Source organism: Luteitalea sp., from assembly GCF_022842525.1.
Lineage (GTDB): Bacteria > Acidobacteriota > Vicinamibacteria > Vicinamibacterales > Vicinamibacteraceae > Luteitalea.
Window position 1 is genome coordinate 1 of sequence record NZ_JALHPM010000155.1, and the last position, 15,489, is coordinate 15,489.

The window sequence follows — 15,489 nt, forward strand, 5'->3', positions numbered from 1 at the left end:
GCATCCGGCGGTTCTACGCCACCGTTTTGCCCGGCGCAAGGCCGGCGAGCAGGCCGCTCACCCGCCGAGTGGCCCGCGCAGCCGGCCCGAGCTGCCCACGCTATTCCCGGAAGGACCAACATTCAGAATGCAGCGCAGCTCGGGGCACCGCTGCCGTGGGGCCGTCGCCTTCGGCTCGGCCCGTTCGTGTCGGAGGCATTGCCGCGCGGTCGCACACACAAATCAGGCGGGCTTCGCGGACGTTCAACATTCACAATGCAGCGCAACTCGGGGCACCGCTGCTGCGGGTCGTCGCCTTCGCTTGGCCCGGTTCGTGTCGGGGGCGTGGCCACGCGGTCGGACACTTCAGGCGGGCCTCGCTGACATTCAACACTTCAGCTGCAGCGAAGAGCTGGGGCGCAGGTGCGCAACAGCTTCATCGTGAGCTGTGGATTGCTCGCGCTGCCCGCTCGGGGCCCGAGTCAGATGTGGAGCGGCAGCGTGGCGGTGTGCGCCCCGCGCTTCATTGTGAACTTTGCATGCTGAATTCCTAGCTGTAGCTGCGCACGATGGCTTCGTACGCATCACGCTGTCGCTCGATCGATGTCATCAGCGCCAGCTGCGCCCGCGCGCGCTCGAGGTTGTGGCCGGGGCGATGGATCCGATAGTAGACATCGCCCTGCAGGTGATCGCCGAGGAAGCGGAGGGCCTGTTCGAAGGCGAGCAGCTGCCCGGCAAACGCGAGCCAGGCGACCTCCGTCGGCCGCAGGAAGGCCCCCGCCGCCGACAGATAGCCACGCACCAGCGCCTCGAACATCTCGGGACGCGAGACGACGCGTGCGGGATCGGGCTCGTCCTCCGCGGCGGCATTGGTGGCCGTGCGGACCATGTCGCCGAAATCGATGGGCGCCAACCCGGGCATCGTGGTGTCCAGGTCGACCACGCAGAGGGCCTCGCCGGTGGCCACGTCCATCATCACGTTGTTGATCTTGGTGTCGTTGTGCGTGACGCGCTCGGGCACATCGCCGGCGGCCGAGGCCGCCAGCAACCGATCGGTGTCGGCCTCGTGCGCCAGTGCGACAGCAATCAGATCAGCGCAGGCGTGCGCGCGATTGCAGCTGTCAGCCTGCACCGCGGCCGCAAAGGCGTCGAAGCGCTTCCGGGTGTGATGGAAGTCGGGAATCGTGTCGTGCAGCCGCTCGCCCGGCAGGTCGGCGAGCACCGACTGGAACTGTCCGAAGGCGCGTGCGGCGGCCTCGGCCTGCGCCGGCGTCTCGACGATGTCGAACGTCCGGGTGCGCTCGATGAAGAGGTACGTCCGCCAGACGGCCGCGTCGGCGTCGACCACGTACGGGCGTCCGTCGCGGGCCGGCACCAGCGTGAGGGTCCGGCGGGAGGCGTCCGGGCGGCCGGCCAGCCGTGTCGCGGCATGGCCGAGCACGCGCGAGACGTTCTCCATCAGTCGCGCCGGGTCCTTGAACACGTGGCCGTTGATCCGCTGATGGATGTAGCGGACCGGCGTGCCGGCCTGGTCGTACGTCGCCGCGTACGTCTCGTTGATGTGGCCGCTGCCGTGCGGCGCGGCCTCGACCAACGTGCCGTGGACCTGGAAGCTCGCCCCGAGGGCGCGCAGGTCGCGAGGGCGTGCGTCGTGCATCCGCGTCAGCCGAACAGCGGCGCGGGATAGGCACCGCTGGCGGCGAGGTCGGCCATCGCCGCGACCACGCCCGGCTTGTCTTCCTTGTACGTCACGCCGAACCAGCGGCTCGACGTCGGCAGGACCTCCACCTCGCACTGGCCGCGGGTGATGAGGACGTCGACGGTCGCCGGAATGTAGCACTCCGACGTCAGGTCCTGTCCCTGGCGGGCCAGGAACTCGGTGAAGACGGTCTCGAGCTGGGGGAACAGCGCCGGCGTGAAGCCCCACATGTTCAGCGAGACCGGTTCGTCGCCGGTGAGGCGCTCGGGCGGCACGTCGCCGTTCTGGTTCTCGACGTGGTCGTCGACGGCCAGCACCTTGGTCAGCTCACGAATCGACTGCAGACGTCCCTGCGCGTCGGTCACGCACACGCCGCGCGCCACCGTCCCGTGCGGCGACAGCGTGGACCGCAGCGTGAAACCGACCATCGCGTACGAGTGCGGCTGGGCCTGCCGAGCGGGATCGGCCAGGAAATCGTGCAGGACCTGATAGGAATGCTGGCCGTAGAAGTCGTCGGCGTTGATCGCCGCGAACGGCTCGTGAATCACGTCTCGCGCCGCGAGAATGGCATGCGTCGTGCCCCAGGGCTTGGTGCGCTCGGCTGGACGGGTGAAGCCGCCCGGGAGGGCCTCCATGTCCTGGAAGCAGTAGCTGGCGTCGATGCGTCCGGCGTATCGGGACAACACCTGCTCCCGGAAGGGCGCCTCGAAGTCCCGGCGGATGACGAAGACGACCCGGCCGAAGCCGGCGCGCAGGGCGTCGAAGATGGCGTAGTCCATCACGGTCTCGCCATGCGGGCCCATGGGGTCGAGTTGCTTGAGGCCGCCGTAGCGGCTGCCCATGCCGGCAGCCAGGACGAGAAGTGCTGGTTTCATGAAGCGGGTATCCGGGTCGGGAGTCGGGAATCGGGAGTCAGGAGCGGGGTGGGTCGGGCCGGTTCTCCGAACCGGCCGTCACCGACGGCCCCGACCGTTGGCGCACGCCGGGCTTGCGTGCGACTGGCTCAGCGCCAATAATCCGCCCCGGTGCCACGCGCGCCTCTCCGTGTTGTACACACTTTGGGCCTGCGAGGGCAACGCCCGGAAAGCCATCCATGATTCTGTCCACGCTCGACTGGGCGATTGTGCTCGCCTTTTTCGCCCTCACACTGGCTGTCGGGCTCTGGGTGTCGCGTCAGGCCGGCAAGAGTTCGAGTGAGTACTTCCTGTCAGGGCGCGACCTGCCGTGGTGGTTGCTCGGCTTCTCCATGGTCGCCACCACCTTCTCGACCGACACGCCCAATCTGGTGACGGACCTGGTCCGCAGTCGCGGGGTGGCCGGCAACTGGAGCTGGTGGGCCTTCCTGCTGACCGGCATGCTGACGGTCTTCCTCTACGCCGCGCTGTGGCGGCGTTCCGAGATCCTGACCGACGTCGAGTTCTACGAGATTCGCTACAGCGGCGCCTCGGCGGCCTTCCTGCGGGGCTTTCGCGCCGTGTACCTCGGCGTCTTCTTCAACGTCGTGATCATGGCCAGCGTGACGCTGGCGGCGATCAAGATCGGCGGGACGATGCTGGGGCTCACGCCGGCGCAGTCGGTGGCGGCCGCCATGCTGGTGACGGTGATCTTCAGCACGCTCGGCGGGTTCCGCGGCGTCATCATCACCGACTTCCTGCTGTTCATCGTCGCGATGATCGGGGCGTTCGCCGCCGCGTACGTGGCGCTGCAGCACCCGCAGGTCGGCGGCCTCCAGGGCCTCCTGACGCACCCGGCCGTGATGCCGAAGCTGGCGATGATTCCGCCGCTCGACTGGTCGACGCCCGAGAGTCGTGATTTCCTCTTCGGCTTCCTGATCGTGCCGCTGGCGGTGCAGTGGTGGAGCGTGTGGTATCCCGGCGCCGAGCCTGGCGGCGGCGGCTATCTCGTCCAGCGCATGCTGGCCGCGCGCAACGAGAAGGAAGCCGTGGCGGCCACGCTGTTCTTCAACTTCGCGCACTACGCGATTCGCCCCTGGCCGTGGATCCTCGTGGCGCTCGCCTCGCTCATCGTCTTTCCCGACCTGGCCTCGATTCAGCAGGCGTTCCCGCACGTGCCTGCCGACAAGATCGGCAACGACCTGGGCTACTCGGCGATGCTGACCTTCCTGCCGCCCGGCGTCATGGGGCTGATGCTGGCGTCGCTGCTCGCCGCGTACATGTCCACCATTGCCACGCACCTGAACTGGGGCTCCTCGTACGTGGTCAACGACGTCTACAAGCGCTTCGACACCCCGGGCGCGAGCGCCCCCACGCTGGTCAACGTCGGGCGTCTGTCGACCGTGGTGATGATGGTGCTGGCCGCGCTGCTGTCCCTGCAGCTCACCAACGCCGTGCAGGCCTTCCAGATCATGCTGCAGATTGGCGCCGGCACGGGGCTCCTGTTCATCCTGCGCTGGTTCTGGTGGCGCATCAACCCGTGGAGCGAACTGGCCGCCATGGTCGTCTCGTTCGTCGTCACGCTGTTCCTGCAGCTCGGGGCGTTCGCGGCCAGCTGGCCCGAGTATCAGAAGATCGTCGTCGGCGTGCTCATCACCACCGTCAGCTGGCTGGTGGTGGCGCTGGTGACGCCGCCATCGGATGAAGCGACCTTGCGCGAATTCGTCCGCCGCACCAACCCCGGGGGACCGGGATGGCAGGCGGTGATGGACCGCGCCGAGCGGGCGGGCGCGCCGATTCGACCGCTGCACGACGCCACCAACGTCCCGCGCGGCCTGCTGTGCACGTTCCTCGGGACGGTCGCCGTGTACGCCGGTCTGTTCGGCAGCGGCATGCTGCTGTACGGGCAGACGACGACGGGGACCGTCACGCTGGTCGTGGGCCTGGCGGCGACGGTGGCGCTGTTCCGCGTGTGGCAGGGCATGCGCCTCGACACGACGCGCGCATGAAGGTCGTCGCGTCGATTCGTCAGCGGAGCTTTGCGCGATTCGTCGCCGTCGATCTCGCCGAGGCGGCGCGTCGTCTCGGCTGGGCGGTGCACTGGATCGACTTCGACGCCCTGACGCAGCAGTTGCACGGCGCCCCGATCGAGGCGTGGCAGGCGGCCCTGGCCCGGGTCACCGAGGACCTCCGGGCGTTCGGGCCCGACCTGGTGTTCAGCTACGGCATCGAAGCCATCCTGCCGCCGTTCCCGGCAATGCTCCCCGACGATCCCTGGCGGCTCGCCGATGTCGCGCAGGCCCCGGTGGCCTGCTTCTTCTACGACTTCGGCACCCCGTTCGATCGGCCCGTGGATGCGACCACCGCGCCCTACATCGAGCGGTTGCAGCGGGCCGACGTCCGCGTCTTCTGCTGGGATCGGGCCGCCCTCGCCGACCTCGCGCGGTACGGCGTGGCGGCCGAGTACCTGCCGATGGCCGTCAACGACGACATGTTCTTTCCGCCGGCCGCCGGCGCCGCGCGGGATCTGCCGGTCCTCTTCTCGGGGGGGCCCACCCCGGAGCGACTGGCCACCTTGCGTGCCCTGGCCCCGTTGGGGCTGGAGATCTACGGCTACGACGAGGCCGCATGGACCGCCGACCACGACCTGGCGCCCTGCTACCGCGGCTTCGTCCCCGAGCGAGACCGCCTGCGCGCGCTCTATCAGCGTGCCCGCGTCACTCCCAACGTGACCCGCGCCCACGGGCGTGCCAGCCTCAACATGCGCGTGTTCGAGGCGATGGCCTGCGGCTGCCTGGTGGTCACCGACCAGGCCGACGAGGCCGCGACGCTGCTCACCCCCGGCGAGGACCTCGTCGTCGTGCCCGCCGGAAAGTCCATGGCCGCCGTTGTCTCGGCGTCTCTCGCCGACGCCACCACCAGTGCGCGCATCGCGGCGGCGGGTGCCGACACCGTGCGCACCTCGCACACGTACGTCGCGCGGCTGGCATCCATCCGCGACCGCCTCAAGGCCTTCATGAGCGAGTCACGGGCCTGGCCGTTCTGGGATCAGTTCCTGCTGGCCGATCCGTCGCGGGCCCTCCGCTTCGTCGAGGCGTTGCGGGCCGACCGGACGCTGCTTCGCGAAGACCTGTGGCATGCCGCCGAGGCCACGGCCCACATGAAGCTCGGACGATGGGATGTCGCGCGTCGGTCATGCGACGCGGCCCGTCGCGCCAATCCCGCTCTACTGCGCCTGCAGTCGCTCGATCGCCTGCTGCACACGCATTGAGATGGCGGGCGGTGACGGCCGGCTCGGAGAGCCGGCCCTACCCAAGGACAGGCCCCTCGCGAACCCAAGGACAGGCCCCTCGCGAACCCAAGGACAGGCCCCTCGCGAACCCAAGGACAGGCCCCTCGCGAACGCATCGACCTGCGCAAACGACGACCGCCGCGCCGATGGCGGTCGGCGCGGCGGCAAGTGGGCGGGTGCCCTGGCTCGAAGAAGGGTTATGAACGATGAGGAACTGCGACATGAGGCGTGCGACGCGCTGACGCGAGCCTGAACGTTGCGCGATGGAAGGTCGTTCGTTGCACGCCACCAGTGAATACACAACGCATGCCAGCTCGACCAGCGCGACAAGCCGCGGCATCTGCCGGCGAGCGAGCCCGCGGACCGTCGGATTTTCCGCAGGATGCGGGGACGACGCATCACGCGATTGTCGGAACGACGACACCTCGGCGGCGGCGGCGGCCAGAACGTCGCGTAGGTGAAGTCCTACGCAATGCGGAGAGGGTCGGCCTGTCGAAAGGCAGGAGTGGCGGGCGCGCGGCGCGGGAGGTGCGAGGGGGAGGGTGGCAAACCGCGGGAGAGAGCGGGCTGATGAACGACGGTGAGAAGTGCTGTCGGTGTACCCCAACCCCTGTTGGAATCTCCGTCTTCTCACACGCCGCCCGTCGAGTCCGGGAGCGCCCCCGCGGCCTGTCCTCCATTGGTACGCGACGGATGTTGTACGGGTGTTGCAGAACCGATGCGGCGATGTTCGGTGACGCGGGGCGCCGGGCGGCACCCGCGCGTCAGACGCGCTCGGCGAACTTGTAGCCTACGCCCCAGGCGGTGAGGATGAGCTCGGGGTTCCGCGGGTCGCGCTCGAGCTTCTTGCGCAGGCGGCTCACCACCGTGTCGACGGTCCGCTCGGTGTAGGTGTCGTTGGTCCACGCCGTCTCCAGCAGGCGTGCGCGGCTGAAGACGATGCCCCTGTGCAGGCAGAGATGGTGCAGGAGATCGAACTCCTGCCGAGTCAGCTCGACTGGTCCAGCGGGACCGACGACCTGCCGCCGCGAGACATCGATGCTGAAGCCGGCGCCCATGTCGAGGGGCGACGATTCGGCCGGCGGGTCGTGGTCCGCCCGCGCATGCCGGCGCGTGATGGCGAGGACGCGCGCCTGCAGTTCGCGGACACCAAAGGGCTTGGTGAGATAGTCGTCGGCGCCGCTCTCGAGGCCGATGACGGTATCGGCCTCGCTGTCGCGCGCGGTCAACATGAGGATGGGCGTCTCCATGTTGGCGCCGGCCGTGCGCAGCGCCCGGCACATCGAGACGCCGTCGAGCCCGGGCAGCATCACGTCGAGCACGAGCAGGTCGAACCTCGTACGGCGCGCCCGCTCCAGCGCGCTGCGCCCGTTGACTTCCTCTTCGACATCGAACCCGGCAAGGCCGAGGTGCAACTGCAGCAGTTCACGAATCGACGCGTCGTCTTCGACGACCAGCACGCGACGGGTCTCGGCCTCGATCATCTTCAGTGCGTACGTCGAATGCGCGGTGGATGTTTACGCCGAGTCACACTTCTTCCACATATTCGTGATGAGCTAGCGCTGTGTCCCCCTCACGTGTCGGTGTCGCCTGGTGGCGCAGTCTTTACCTGCGGATCGGCGTCAGCTTCGTCGGCCTCGTCATCGCGATCGCACTGATTCAGGGCCTGCTTTTCACCGCGAAGATGCAGCGCGACGCGCGCGATCCCAGGCGATCGCCGCACGCCGTCGCCATGGAGGTCGCGCTGGCCGCCGCCTCGGCCATCGAGCAGGAGCAGCCCTTCGAACTGCGGCGCCTGCAGCGCGAACGCTACCCCGACTGGCCGCTGCTGGACATCGTGATGAGCGACGGTCGCGTGCAGTCGGCGGCCGATGCCCCCCTGCCGATCGACCTGCTCGTGTTCGCCAGGCAGATGCTGAGCCCGGCCGGCTCCGAGCGGCGTGTGGCCGCCAACGTCGGCGTGCCGTTCGTCACGGCCCCGGTGCAACTCGGTGGCCGCCTGAAGGGACTGGTCGTCCTCCGCTTCCCGCCCCGCAGTCTCGTGCAGGATGTCGCGCGGTTCGTGTCGCCCTCCGGCGTGCTCCTGCTCGTGCTGAGCACGGCGCTGGCCTCCTGGCTCATCTTCACGCCCTCACGCCGCAAGCTGCTGGCCCTCGAAGCGGCGGCCGAGCGCATGCGCGACGGCGACCTCAAGGCGCGGGCCCCAGAGAGCGGCGGCGACGAGATCGCCCTGGTGGCGCGCGCCTTCAACCGGATGGGAGCGCAACTCGCCGAGCGCGACGATGCCCTGCGTCGCGTCGATCTCATGCGCCGCCAGATGCTCGCCGACGTCTCGCACGAACTCAAGACGCCGCTCACCGCGATGCGCGGGTTCATCGAGACCTTGCAGATGCCGGAGATCGCCGGCGACGACGACCGCCGGACGCGCTACTTCGCGACACTCGAGCGCGAGACGCGTCGGCTCGAACGCATCGTCGCCGACCTGCTCGCCGTGGCCCGGCTCGAGAGCAACGGCGCCGACTTCGACATGCGCGTGTTCGCCACGCGTCGCCTCTTCGAACAGGTCGTCCGTCGCAACGAACCGGTGGCCTCTGAGGCCGGCGTCGTCCTCGATCTCGACGTCGACGACGCGGCCGATCAGGTGTATGGCGACCCGCACCGGCTGGAGCAGGCCATCGACAATCTCGTGGCCAACGCCCTGCGCTACGCCCCGCGTGGCGGTCAGGTGTCGTTGTCCGCGGACACCGCGGGCGATGCCGTGGTGCTTCGGGTGGCCGACACGGGCCCCGGGATCGCCCCGGAGCATCTGGCGCACGTCTTCGACCGCTTCTACAAGGCCGACCCCTCGCGGGCGGCGACGCGCGAGGGCAGCGGTCTCGGCCTCTCGATCGTCCGGGCGATTGTCGAGCGCCACGGCGGGACGGTCGAGGTGGACAGCGTTCCGGGCCGCACGGTGTTCACGCTGCGCCTGCCCGCAGCCAGCGCCGAGGAGGCCTGACACCGCACGGGTCGCCTGGCCCGCCGAGTCAGCGGGTCTGGTGCGCGTCTCCCCCCGTCGTGAACGGACTCACGACGTTGCCCGCCAGGAGGCAGGCGATCAGTCCCGTCCAGCCGGTCTGGTGACTGGCGCCGAGCCCCTTGCCCGTGTCGGCGTGGAAGTACTCGTGGAACGGGATGTGGGCCTGCCAGTGCGGCACGCGGTCGAAGCGGTCCTCGCCGCCGAACACCGGCCGACGGCCGTCGGCGCCGACCAGGAAGAGCCTGGCCAGCCGTCGCGCGATCTCGTCGGCGACCTCGGCCAGCGTCATCCATTGACCGGAGCCCGTCGGGCATTCCACGCGATACTCCGGACCGAAGTAGTGATGCAGGGTCCGCAGTGATTCGATCAGCAGGTAATTGACCGGAAACCAGATCGGGCCGCGCCAGTTCGAGTTGCCGCCGAACATCGGTGTGGACGACTCGCCGGGTTCGTAGTCGACGCGGTGTTCCGTTCCGCCCACGAACACGGACACCGGATGCGCGTCGTGGTAGCGCGACAGCGCGCGGATGCCGTAGGGCGAGAGGAACTCCTGCTCGTCCAGCATGTAGCGCAGGACGCGCGTCAGGCGGTCGGGCGAGACCAGCGACAGCAGGCCACGTGCCTCCTGCCCGGGCTGGCGCATCAGCGCCACGCTGGCGGCGAACTCGGGCCGATGCTCGAGGAACCAGCGCATCCGGCGGCGGAAGGCCGGCAGCGTCTGCAACTGGGACTCCTCCAGCGTGGCGCACGCGAACAGCGGGATCAGGCCGACCATCGAGCGGATGCGCACGCGTTCGTACCGCCCCTGGCCGAGCCGCAGGATGTCGTAGAAGAAGCCGTCCTGCTCGTCCCACAGGTTGACGTCGTCGCCCTGCTCCTGGTGGGCCATCGCATAGCTGATGAAGAGGAAGTGCTCCCAGAACTTGCTGGCGACGTCCTCGTAGGCCGGGTTGTGCCTGGCCAGCTCGAGGGCGATGGTCAACAGGTTCAGCGAGTACATCGCCATCCAGCTCGTGCCGTCCGACTGCTCGAGGTAGATGCCGCCGGGCAGCGGCTGTGACCGGTCGAACACGCCGATGTTGTCGAGCCCGAGGAAGCCGCCTTCGAAGACGTTGTTGCCGCCTTCGTCCTTGCGGTTGACCCACCACGTGAAGTTGAGCAGGAGCTTGTGGAAGATGCGCTCGAGGAAGGCGATGTCCCCGGTGCCGGTGCGGGCCCGCTCGAGCTCGTAGACCCGCCAGGCGGCCCAGGCATGGACCGGCGGATTGACGTCGCTCAGGTTCCATTCGTAGGCGGGCAGTTGCCCGTTGGGATGCATGTACCACTCGCGCAGCATCAGCAGCAGCTGGCGCTTGGCGAAGTCGGCATCGACCATGGCGAGAGGGACGCAGTGGAACGCGAGATCCCACGCCGCGTACCACGGGTATTCCCACGTGTCCGGCATCGAGATGACATCGTCGTTGTACAGGTGGCTCCACTCGGCGTTGCGGGTGTCGCGCTTGCCGCCCCGCGGTGGCGGCGGCTGCGCCGGATCTCCGGCGCGCCACGCCTTGACGTCGAAGTGGTAGAACTGCTTGCTCCACAGCATGCCGGCCAGGCTCTGGCGCATCACGGCGGCCTCGTCGGCCGTCAGGTGCGCGGGGATGACCGTGGCGTAGAACGCGTCGGCCTCCTGCTGGCGCGTGGCCAGGACGGCGTCGAAATCCGTGAAGGCATCCGCGGTGGGCGCGGTGGGGGAGAAGCGGACCCGGATGACGCGCGCGCCGCCGGCCGGGACGTCGACGATGTAGTGGGCGGCGGCCTTGGTGCCACGCCCCGTGCCGTTGACGGCGGTGGTTGCGCCCTGCACCACGAAGTCGTTGATGCCGTCCTTGGCGCAGGCCGGGCCGCTCGGGTCGCCGAACAGCCGCCGCGTGTTGGTCTCGTTCTCCGTGAACAGGATCGGGGGCCGGCCGTCGAAGCACACATACCGCGTGCCGTACCGCTGCGTGCGCGCCTCGACCGCCGAGACCGCGTCGACGGTGTCGAGTTGCTGCAACTCGGGCCTGGTCGCGCCCGGGGCCCACGCCCAGGTGTTGCGGAACCACGCCGTGGGCAGCACATGCAGCGCCGCGGCGTCGGGGCCACGATTGACGATCGTGATCTGCATCAGCAGATCCTCCTCGTCGGCCTTGGCGTACTCGACGGTGACGTCGAAGTAGCGGTGGTCGTCGAAGATGCCGGTGTCGATCAGTTCGTACTCGGGCTCGTGCCGCGTACGCTCGCGGGTGCGCGCCACCAGCGTCTCGTACGGAAACGCGCGCTGCGGGTACTTGTAGAGCATCCGCATGTATGCATGGGTCGGCGTGCAATCCTGGTAGAAGTAGTACTCCTTGACATCCTCGCCGTGATTGCCTTCCGGCCCGGTCAGGCCGAAGAACCGTTCCTTGAGGATGGCGTCCTGGCCGTTCCACAGGGCCAGCGCGAGGCAGATCTCCTGCTTGCGGTCGCAGACGCCGGCGATGCCGTCCTCGTTCCAGCGGTAGGCGCGCGACCGGGCGTGCTCGTGCGGGAAGTACTCCCACGCCGTCCCGTCCTTGCTGTAGTCCTCACGCACCGTGCCCCACGCCCGGTCGCTCACGTACGGCCCCCACCGGCGCCAGTGGCTGTCCACGCTCATGGCCGCCTCGAGGCGACCGTGCTCCGCCGTGCGCGTCGTGTCCATTCCCATGTCCCGTGATGATACTCAGCCGTCCCTGCCGCCAGCCCGGTGCTCGGCTTCCGGTTCCCGGCTCCCGGTTCCCGGCTCCCGGTTCCCGGTTCCCGGCTCCCGGTTCCCGGGATATGACGCTCGGCCGTCTTGCCGCCTCATCGGCGGGTTCCCATACTTGATCCATGAGACTCGCCGCCCGCGTATCCTGTCCCTGTTCGAGCAGAGGACCGATGCGGGCCGGCATGTCGCCCGGGTAGGCCGTCGCCTCCCATCCGCGTCAACCCGACCGCGCGTCCCGGTCGGGCCCTCCCGTTCCGAACGCCGTACCCGCGCCACGCGCGCCGAGGATTCCTGTCATGAGCCAGTACCGCTACGAGACGTTGCAGGTGCACGCCGGCCAACAACCCGCGCCCGGGACCAACGCCAGGGCCGTGCCGATCTACCAGACCTCGTCGTACACCTTCAACGACGCCGACCACGGCGCCCGCCTCTTCGCGTTGCAGGAGTTCGGCAACATCTACACGCGGATCATGAACCCCACCACCGATGTCTTCGAGCAGCGCGTGGCGGCGCTCGAGGGCGGGGTGGCGGCGCTGGCGACGAGCAGCGGCCAGGCGGCGCAGTTCCTCGCGATCTCGACGATTGCGCAGGCCGGCGACAACATCGTCTCGACCAGCTACCTCTACGGCGGGACGTACAACCAGTTCAAGGTCGCGCTGCCGCGTCTCGGTATCGGCGTCAAGTTCGTCGACGGCGACGGCGTCGAGGGCTTCGCGAAGGCCATCGACGACAAGACCAAGGCGCTCTACGTCGAGTCGATCGGCAACCCGCGCTACAACGTGCCCGACTTCGCGGCCATCGCCAGGCTGGCCCACGACAACGGCATTCCGCTGATCGTGGACAACACCTTCGGCTGCGCCGGGTACATCTGCCGTCCCATCGACCACGGGGCCGACATCGTCGTCGCCTCGGCGACCAAGTGGATCGGCGGGCACGGCACGTCGATCGGCGGCGTCATCGTCGATGCCGGCAAGTTCGACTGGGCGTCGGGCAAGTTCCCGCTCTTCACCGACCCGGCGCCGGGGTATCACGGCCTGGTGTTCACCGAGCCGTTCGGCGTCAACGGCCCCTTCGGCAACATCGCGTTCATCATCCGTGCCCGCGTCGAAGGCCTGCGTGACTTCGGCCCCTCGGTCAGCCCGTTCAATTCGTTCCTGTTCCTGCAGGGCCTCGAGACGCTGTCGCTGCGAGTGCAGCGGCACGCCGACAACGCGCTCGCGCTGGCCACCTGGCTGCAGCAGCAGGCCGACGTCGCGTGGGTCAACTATCCCGGCCTGGCCGATCACCCCAGCCACGCCCGTGCCACGCAGTACCTGACCAACGGGTTCGGCGCGATGCTGTCCTTTGGCATCAAGGGCGGCCGCGATGCGGGGCGCAAGTTCATCGACTCGGTGAAACTGGCGAGCCACCTCGCCAACGTCGGCGATGCCAAGACGCTGGTGATTCATCCGGCGACGACCACGCACCAGCAGCTCTCGGACGAGGAGCAGGTCGCTGCCGGCGTGTCGGGCGACCTGGTGCGCGTGTCGGTCGGCATCGAGCACATCGAGGACATCAAGGCCGACTTCGCGCAGGCCTTCGCCCAGGTCACGGCGTCCGCCTGATCGTGAGCGTCCCCGTGGCCACCGGGCGCCTGCAGCACGTGCTGCCGGCGCCCGTCATCGTCGAGTCCGGCGCGGTGTTGCCGCGCGTCACCGTCGCCTACCAGACGTGGGGCACCCTCGCGCCGGGCGGTGACAACGCGGTGCTCGTGTGTCACGCCCTCACGGGCTCGGCCGACGTGTCCGACTGGTGGGGCGCGTTGATCGGCCCCGAGGGCGCGCTGGATCCCTCGCGCGATTTCGTGGTCTGCAGCAACGTGCTCGGCAGTTGCTACGGCACGACCGGGCCCGGCGCGCCGGAGTGGGATGCGGTGTTCGGCGCCCACCCTGAAGCGCCCGCGGTCACGGTGCGCGACGTCGTCCACGTCCAGCGCCAGTTGCTCGACGCCCTCGGGGTGCGCCGGCTGCGCCTCGTGATTGGCGGCTCGATGGGGGGCATGCAGGCGCTGGAGTGGGCGCTGCTGTATCCGGATCTGGTCGAGACGATCGCCGTCCTGGCGGCGCCGGCCGTCCACGCGCCGTGGGCGGTGGCCCTGGCCGAAACCCAGCGACAGGCGATCTTCGCCGATGCGGAATGGCCGCACGGGCGAGCCGCGCGCGGCCTCGCCACGGCACGCATGATGGGGATGATCAGCTATCGCAGCGCGAAGGCGTTCGAGGCCCGCTTCGCCGCCGGTCGTGACGACGCCGCCCAGCCGACCGTGACCCGCTGGCTGCATCGCCATGGCGAGCGGTTGGTGGGGCGCTTCGACGCGCGCGCCTACGTGACGCTCACGCACGTGCTCGATTCGCACGACGTCGGTCGGGGCCGCGGCGGCGTCGCGGCTGCGCTCGCGCGCCTCGAGCAACCCGCCCTGGTGGTCGGCATCGACACCGACATGCTGTACCTGCCCGACGAGATGCGCGCGCTGGCCGAGGGCCTGCCCAACGGCGAGCTCTGCTGGCTCACGTCGCCCCACGGGCACGACGCGTTCCTCATCGAACAGGACCGCGTGCTGCGTGCCGTGCGCGAGTTCCGCGCCGCCACCGCGCGCGGGTAGGGGGCGCGCCCGAGCGCCCGACCTTCGATATCATGCGCGGCATGCGAGTTCCCGTGGGAATGGTGGGGGCGGCCCTGGCGCTGTCCCTCGTGTCGGTCGGCGCGCAGGTGCGGGCGCCCTACAGCGAGGGCGCGGCCGGCCTGATTCAGAAGCTCGAGCGGCTGACGACCACGGCCAGCGCCATGCACACGGGCGCCCATCCCGATGACGAGGACAGCGCCCTCATCGCACGCCTCGCGCGTGGCGACCACGCCCGCGTCGCCTACCTCTCGCTCAATCGCGGCGAGGGCGGGCAGAACGTGCTCGGGCCGGAGTTCTACGAGGCGCTCGGGGTCATTCGCACCGAGGAACTGCTGCAGGCGCGTGCCCTCGATGGCGGTGAGCAGTTCTTCACGCGCGTCGTCGATTTCGGTTACACGGTCAACATGCCGGAGACGGAGCGCAAGTGGGGCGGGCGCGACGTGCCGCTGGCCGACATGGTGCGTGTCATCCGCCTGTACCGCCCGCTCGTGGTGGCCTCCCGCTTCAGTGGCACGGACGCCGATGGCCACGGCAATCATCAGCTTGCCGGCGCCCTGACGCCCCTCGCCGTGCGGGCGGCGGCCGATCCCTCCCAGTTCCCCGACCAGCTGAAGGAGGGCCTGCGCCCGTGGCAGGTCCAGAAGCTGTACGTGGGCATGCGCTTCGGTCCGAATCAGCCCCAGCCGCCCACGCTCACGCTTCAGACCGGGATCCTCGCGCCAGCGCTCGGCCGCACCTATGCGCAAATCGCCGCCGAAGGACGGTCGCAGCACAAGACGCAGGAGATGGGGGGCGCCCAACTGCATGGCCCGCAGTCCACCGGACTGCGCCTGGTCGAGAGTGTGGTGCCGCGCATCGCGCAGGAGCAGTCGGTCTTCGACGGCATCGACACCTCCATTCCAGCCCTCGCCACGCTCGCCGGCCTGCCCGCAGGCAGCCTGCAGGCCCACCTCGCCACGATGGCCGGGGCGGCTCGCGAGGCCCTGGACGAGGTCGACGTCCGCCGGCCATCGGCCATCCTGCCCGTCCTTGCGCGGGGCCTGACCGCGGCGCGCGAGGCGCATGCCGCCGTGGCCGGGCTCACGGCCTCGGACGCCGCGAAGGCCGAGGCCCGCTTTCTGCTCGACCACGAGATTCGCCAGTACGAGGACGCGATCGTGCACGCCTCGGGTATCCACGTCGAGGCGCTCGTC

The 15,489-nt window shown here is 69.4% G+C and carries 10 protein-coding genes; 6 read left to right on the plus strand and 4 right to left on the minus strand.

Features of this window, described 5'->3' with window-relative positions:
- Window positions 1-529: 529 nt before the first annotated feature.
- Together Q0C41_RS23490 and Q0C41_RS23495 are read right to left on the minus strand one after the other, a co-directional pair.
- Window positions 530-1,636 carry an aminoglycoside phosphotransferase family protein gene (locus tag Q0C41_RS23490; protein WP_291987970.1) on the minus strand — a complete coding sequence of 369 codons (1,107 nt, stop codon included), beginning with the start codon at window positions 1,634-1,636 and terminating at the stop codon, window positions 530-532.
- A gap of 5 nt (window positions 1,637-1,641) precedes the next feature.
- Complete coding sequence (locus Q0C41_RS23495; protein WP_291987972.1) at window positions 1,642-2,553, minus strand: hypothetical protein; 912 nt, start codon at window positions 2,551-2,553, stop codon at window positions 1,642-1,644.
- A gap of 218 nt (window positions 2,554-2,771) precedes the next feature.
- Here Q0C41_RS23495 and Q0C41_RS23500 point away from each other — a divergent pair, with 218 nt between their 5' ends.
- Both Q0C41_RS23500 and Q0C41_RS23505 read left to right on the plus strand, forming a co-directional pair.
- Window positions 2,772-4,580: a sodium:solute symporter family protein gene (locus Q0C41_RS23500; RefSeq protein WP_291987974.1), complete on the plus strand. Its 1,809-nt coding sequence runs from the start codon at window positions 2,772-2,774 to the stop codon at window positions 4,578-4,580.
- Complete coding sequence (locus tag Q0C41_RS23505) at window positions 4,577-5,842, plus strand: glycosyltransferase (protein ID WP_291987976.1); 1,266 nt, start codon at window positions 4,577-4,579, stop codon at window positions 5,840-5,842. Before Q0C41_RS23500 ends, Q0C41_RS23505 begins: the two co-directional genes overlap by 4 nt.
- A gap of 785 nt (window positions 5,843-6,627) precedes the next feature.
- Here Q0C41_RS23505 and Q0C41_RS23510 read toward each other — a convergent pair.
- On the minus strand, window positions 6,628-7,347 hold the full coding sequence (locus Q0C41_RS23510) for a response regulator transcription factor (RefSeq protein WP_291987978.1): 720 nt from the start codon (window positions 7,345-7,347) through the stop codon (window positions 6,628-6,630).
- Between the two features lie 80 nt (window positions 7,348-7,427).
- Here Q0C41_RS23510 and Q0C41_RS23515 point away from each other — a divergent pair, with 80 nt between their 5' ends.
- Entirely contained in the window at window positions 7,428-8,861 is a 1,434-nt protein-coding gene (locus Q0C41_RS23515) for a HAMP domain-containing sensor histidine kinase (RefSeq protein WP_291987980.1), read from the plus strand.
- Between the two features lie 28 nt (window positions 8,862-8,889).
- On the opposite strand, the gene Q0C41_RS23520 is transcribed toward Q0C41_RS23515, so the two are convergent.
- Entirely contained in the window at window positions 8,890-11,586 is a 2,697-nt protein-coding gene (locus Q0C41_RS23520; RefSeq protein ID WP_291987982.1) for a hypothetical protein, read from the minus strand.
- 344 nt (window positions 11,587-11,930) lie between these two features.
- On the opposite strand from Q0C41_RS23520, the gene Q0C41_RS23525 reads away from it, so the two are divergent.
- From Q0C41_RS23525 to Q0C41_RS23535, 3 genes are all read left to right on the plus strand, one after another.
- Window positions 11,931-13,238 (plus strand): O-acetylhomoserine aminocarboxypropyltransferase/cysteine synthase family protein, encoded by a 1,308-nt coding sequence (locus Q0C41_RS23525; protein WP_291987984.1) that lies wholly within the window; start codon window positions 11,931-11,933, stop codon window positions 13,236-13,238.
- Window positions 13,239-13,240: 2 nt separating this feature from the next.
- Window positions 13,241-14,275 (plus strand): homoserine O-acetyltransferase, encoded by a 1,035-nt coding sequence (gene metX / locus Q0C41_RS23530; RefSeq protein WP_291987986.1) that lies wholly within the window; start codon window positions 13,241-13,243, stop codon window positions 14,273-14,275.
- Between the two features lie 41 nt (window positions 14,276-14,316).
- On the plus strand, window positions 14,317-15,489 hold a 1,173-nt coding region (locus Q0C41_RS23535), incomplete at its 3' end, for a PIG-L family deacetylase (RefSeq protein ID WP_291987988.1).

Coding starts and splice junctions, on each gene's coding strand:
- Q0C41_RS23490 (WP_291987970.1), bottom strand. CDS start 1,636: ATGCACGACGCACGCCCTCGCGACCTGCGCGCCCTCGGGGCGAGCTTC.
- Q0C41_RS23495 (WP_291987972.1), bottom strand. CDS start 2,553: ATGAAACCAGCACTTCTCGTCCTGGCTGCCGGCATGGGCAGCCGCTAC.
- Q0C41_RS23500 (WP_291987974.1), top strand. CDS start 2,772: ATGATTCTGTCCACGCTCGACTGGGCGATTGTGCTCGCCTTTTTCGCC.
- Q0C41_RS23505 (WP_291987976.1), top strand. CDS start 4,577: ATGAAGGTCGTCGCGTCGATTCGTCAGCGGAGCTTTGCGCGATTCGTC.
- Q0C41_RS23510 (WP_291987978.1), bottom strand. CDS start 7,347: ATGATCGAGGCCGAGACCCGTCGCGTGCTGGTCGTCGAAGACGACGCG.
- Q0C41_RS23520 (WP_291987982.1), bottom strand. CDS start 11,586: ATGGACACGACGCGCACGGCGGAGCACGGTCGCCTCGAGGCGGCCATG.
- Q0C41_RS23525 (WP_291987984.1), top strand. CDS start 11,931: ATGAGCCAGTACCGCTACGAGACGTTGCAGGTGCACGCCGGCCAACAA.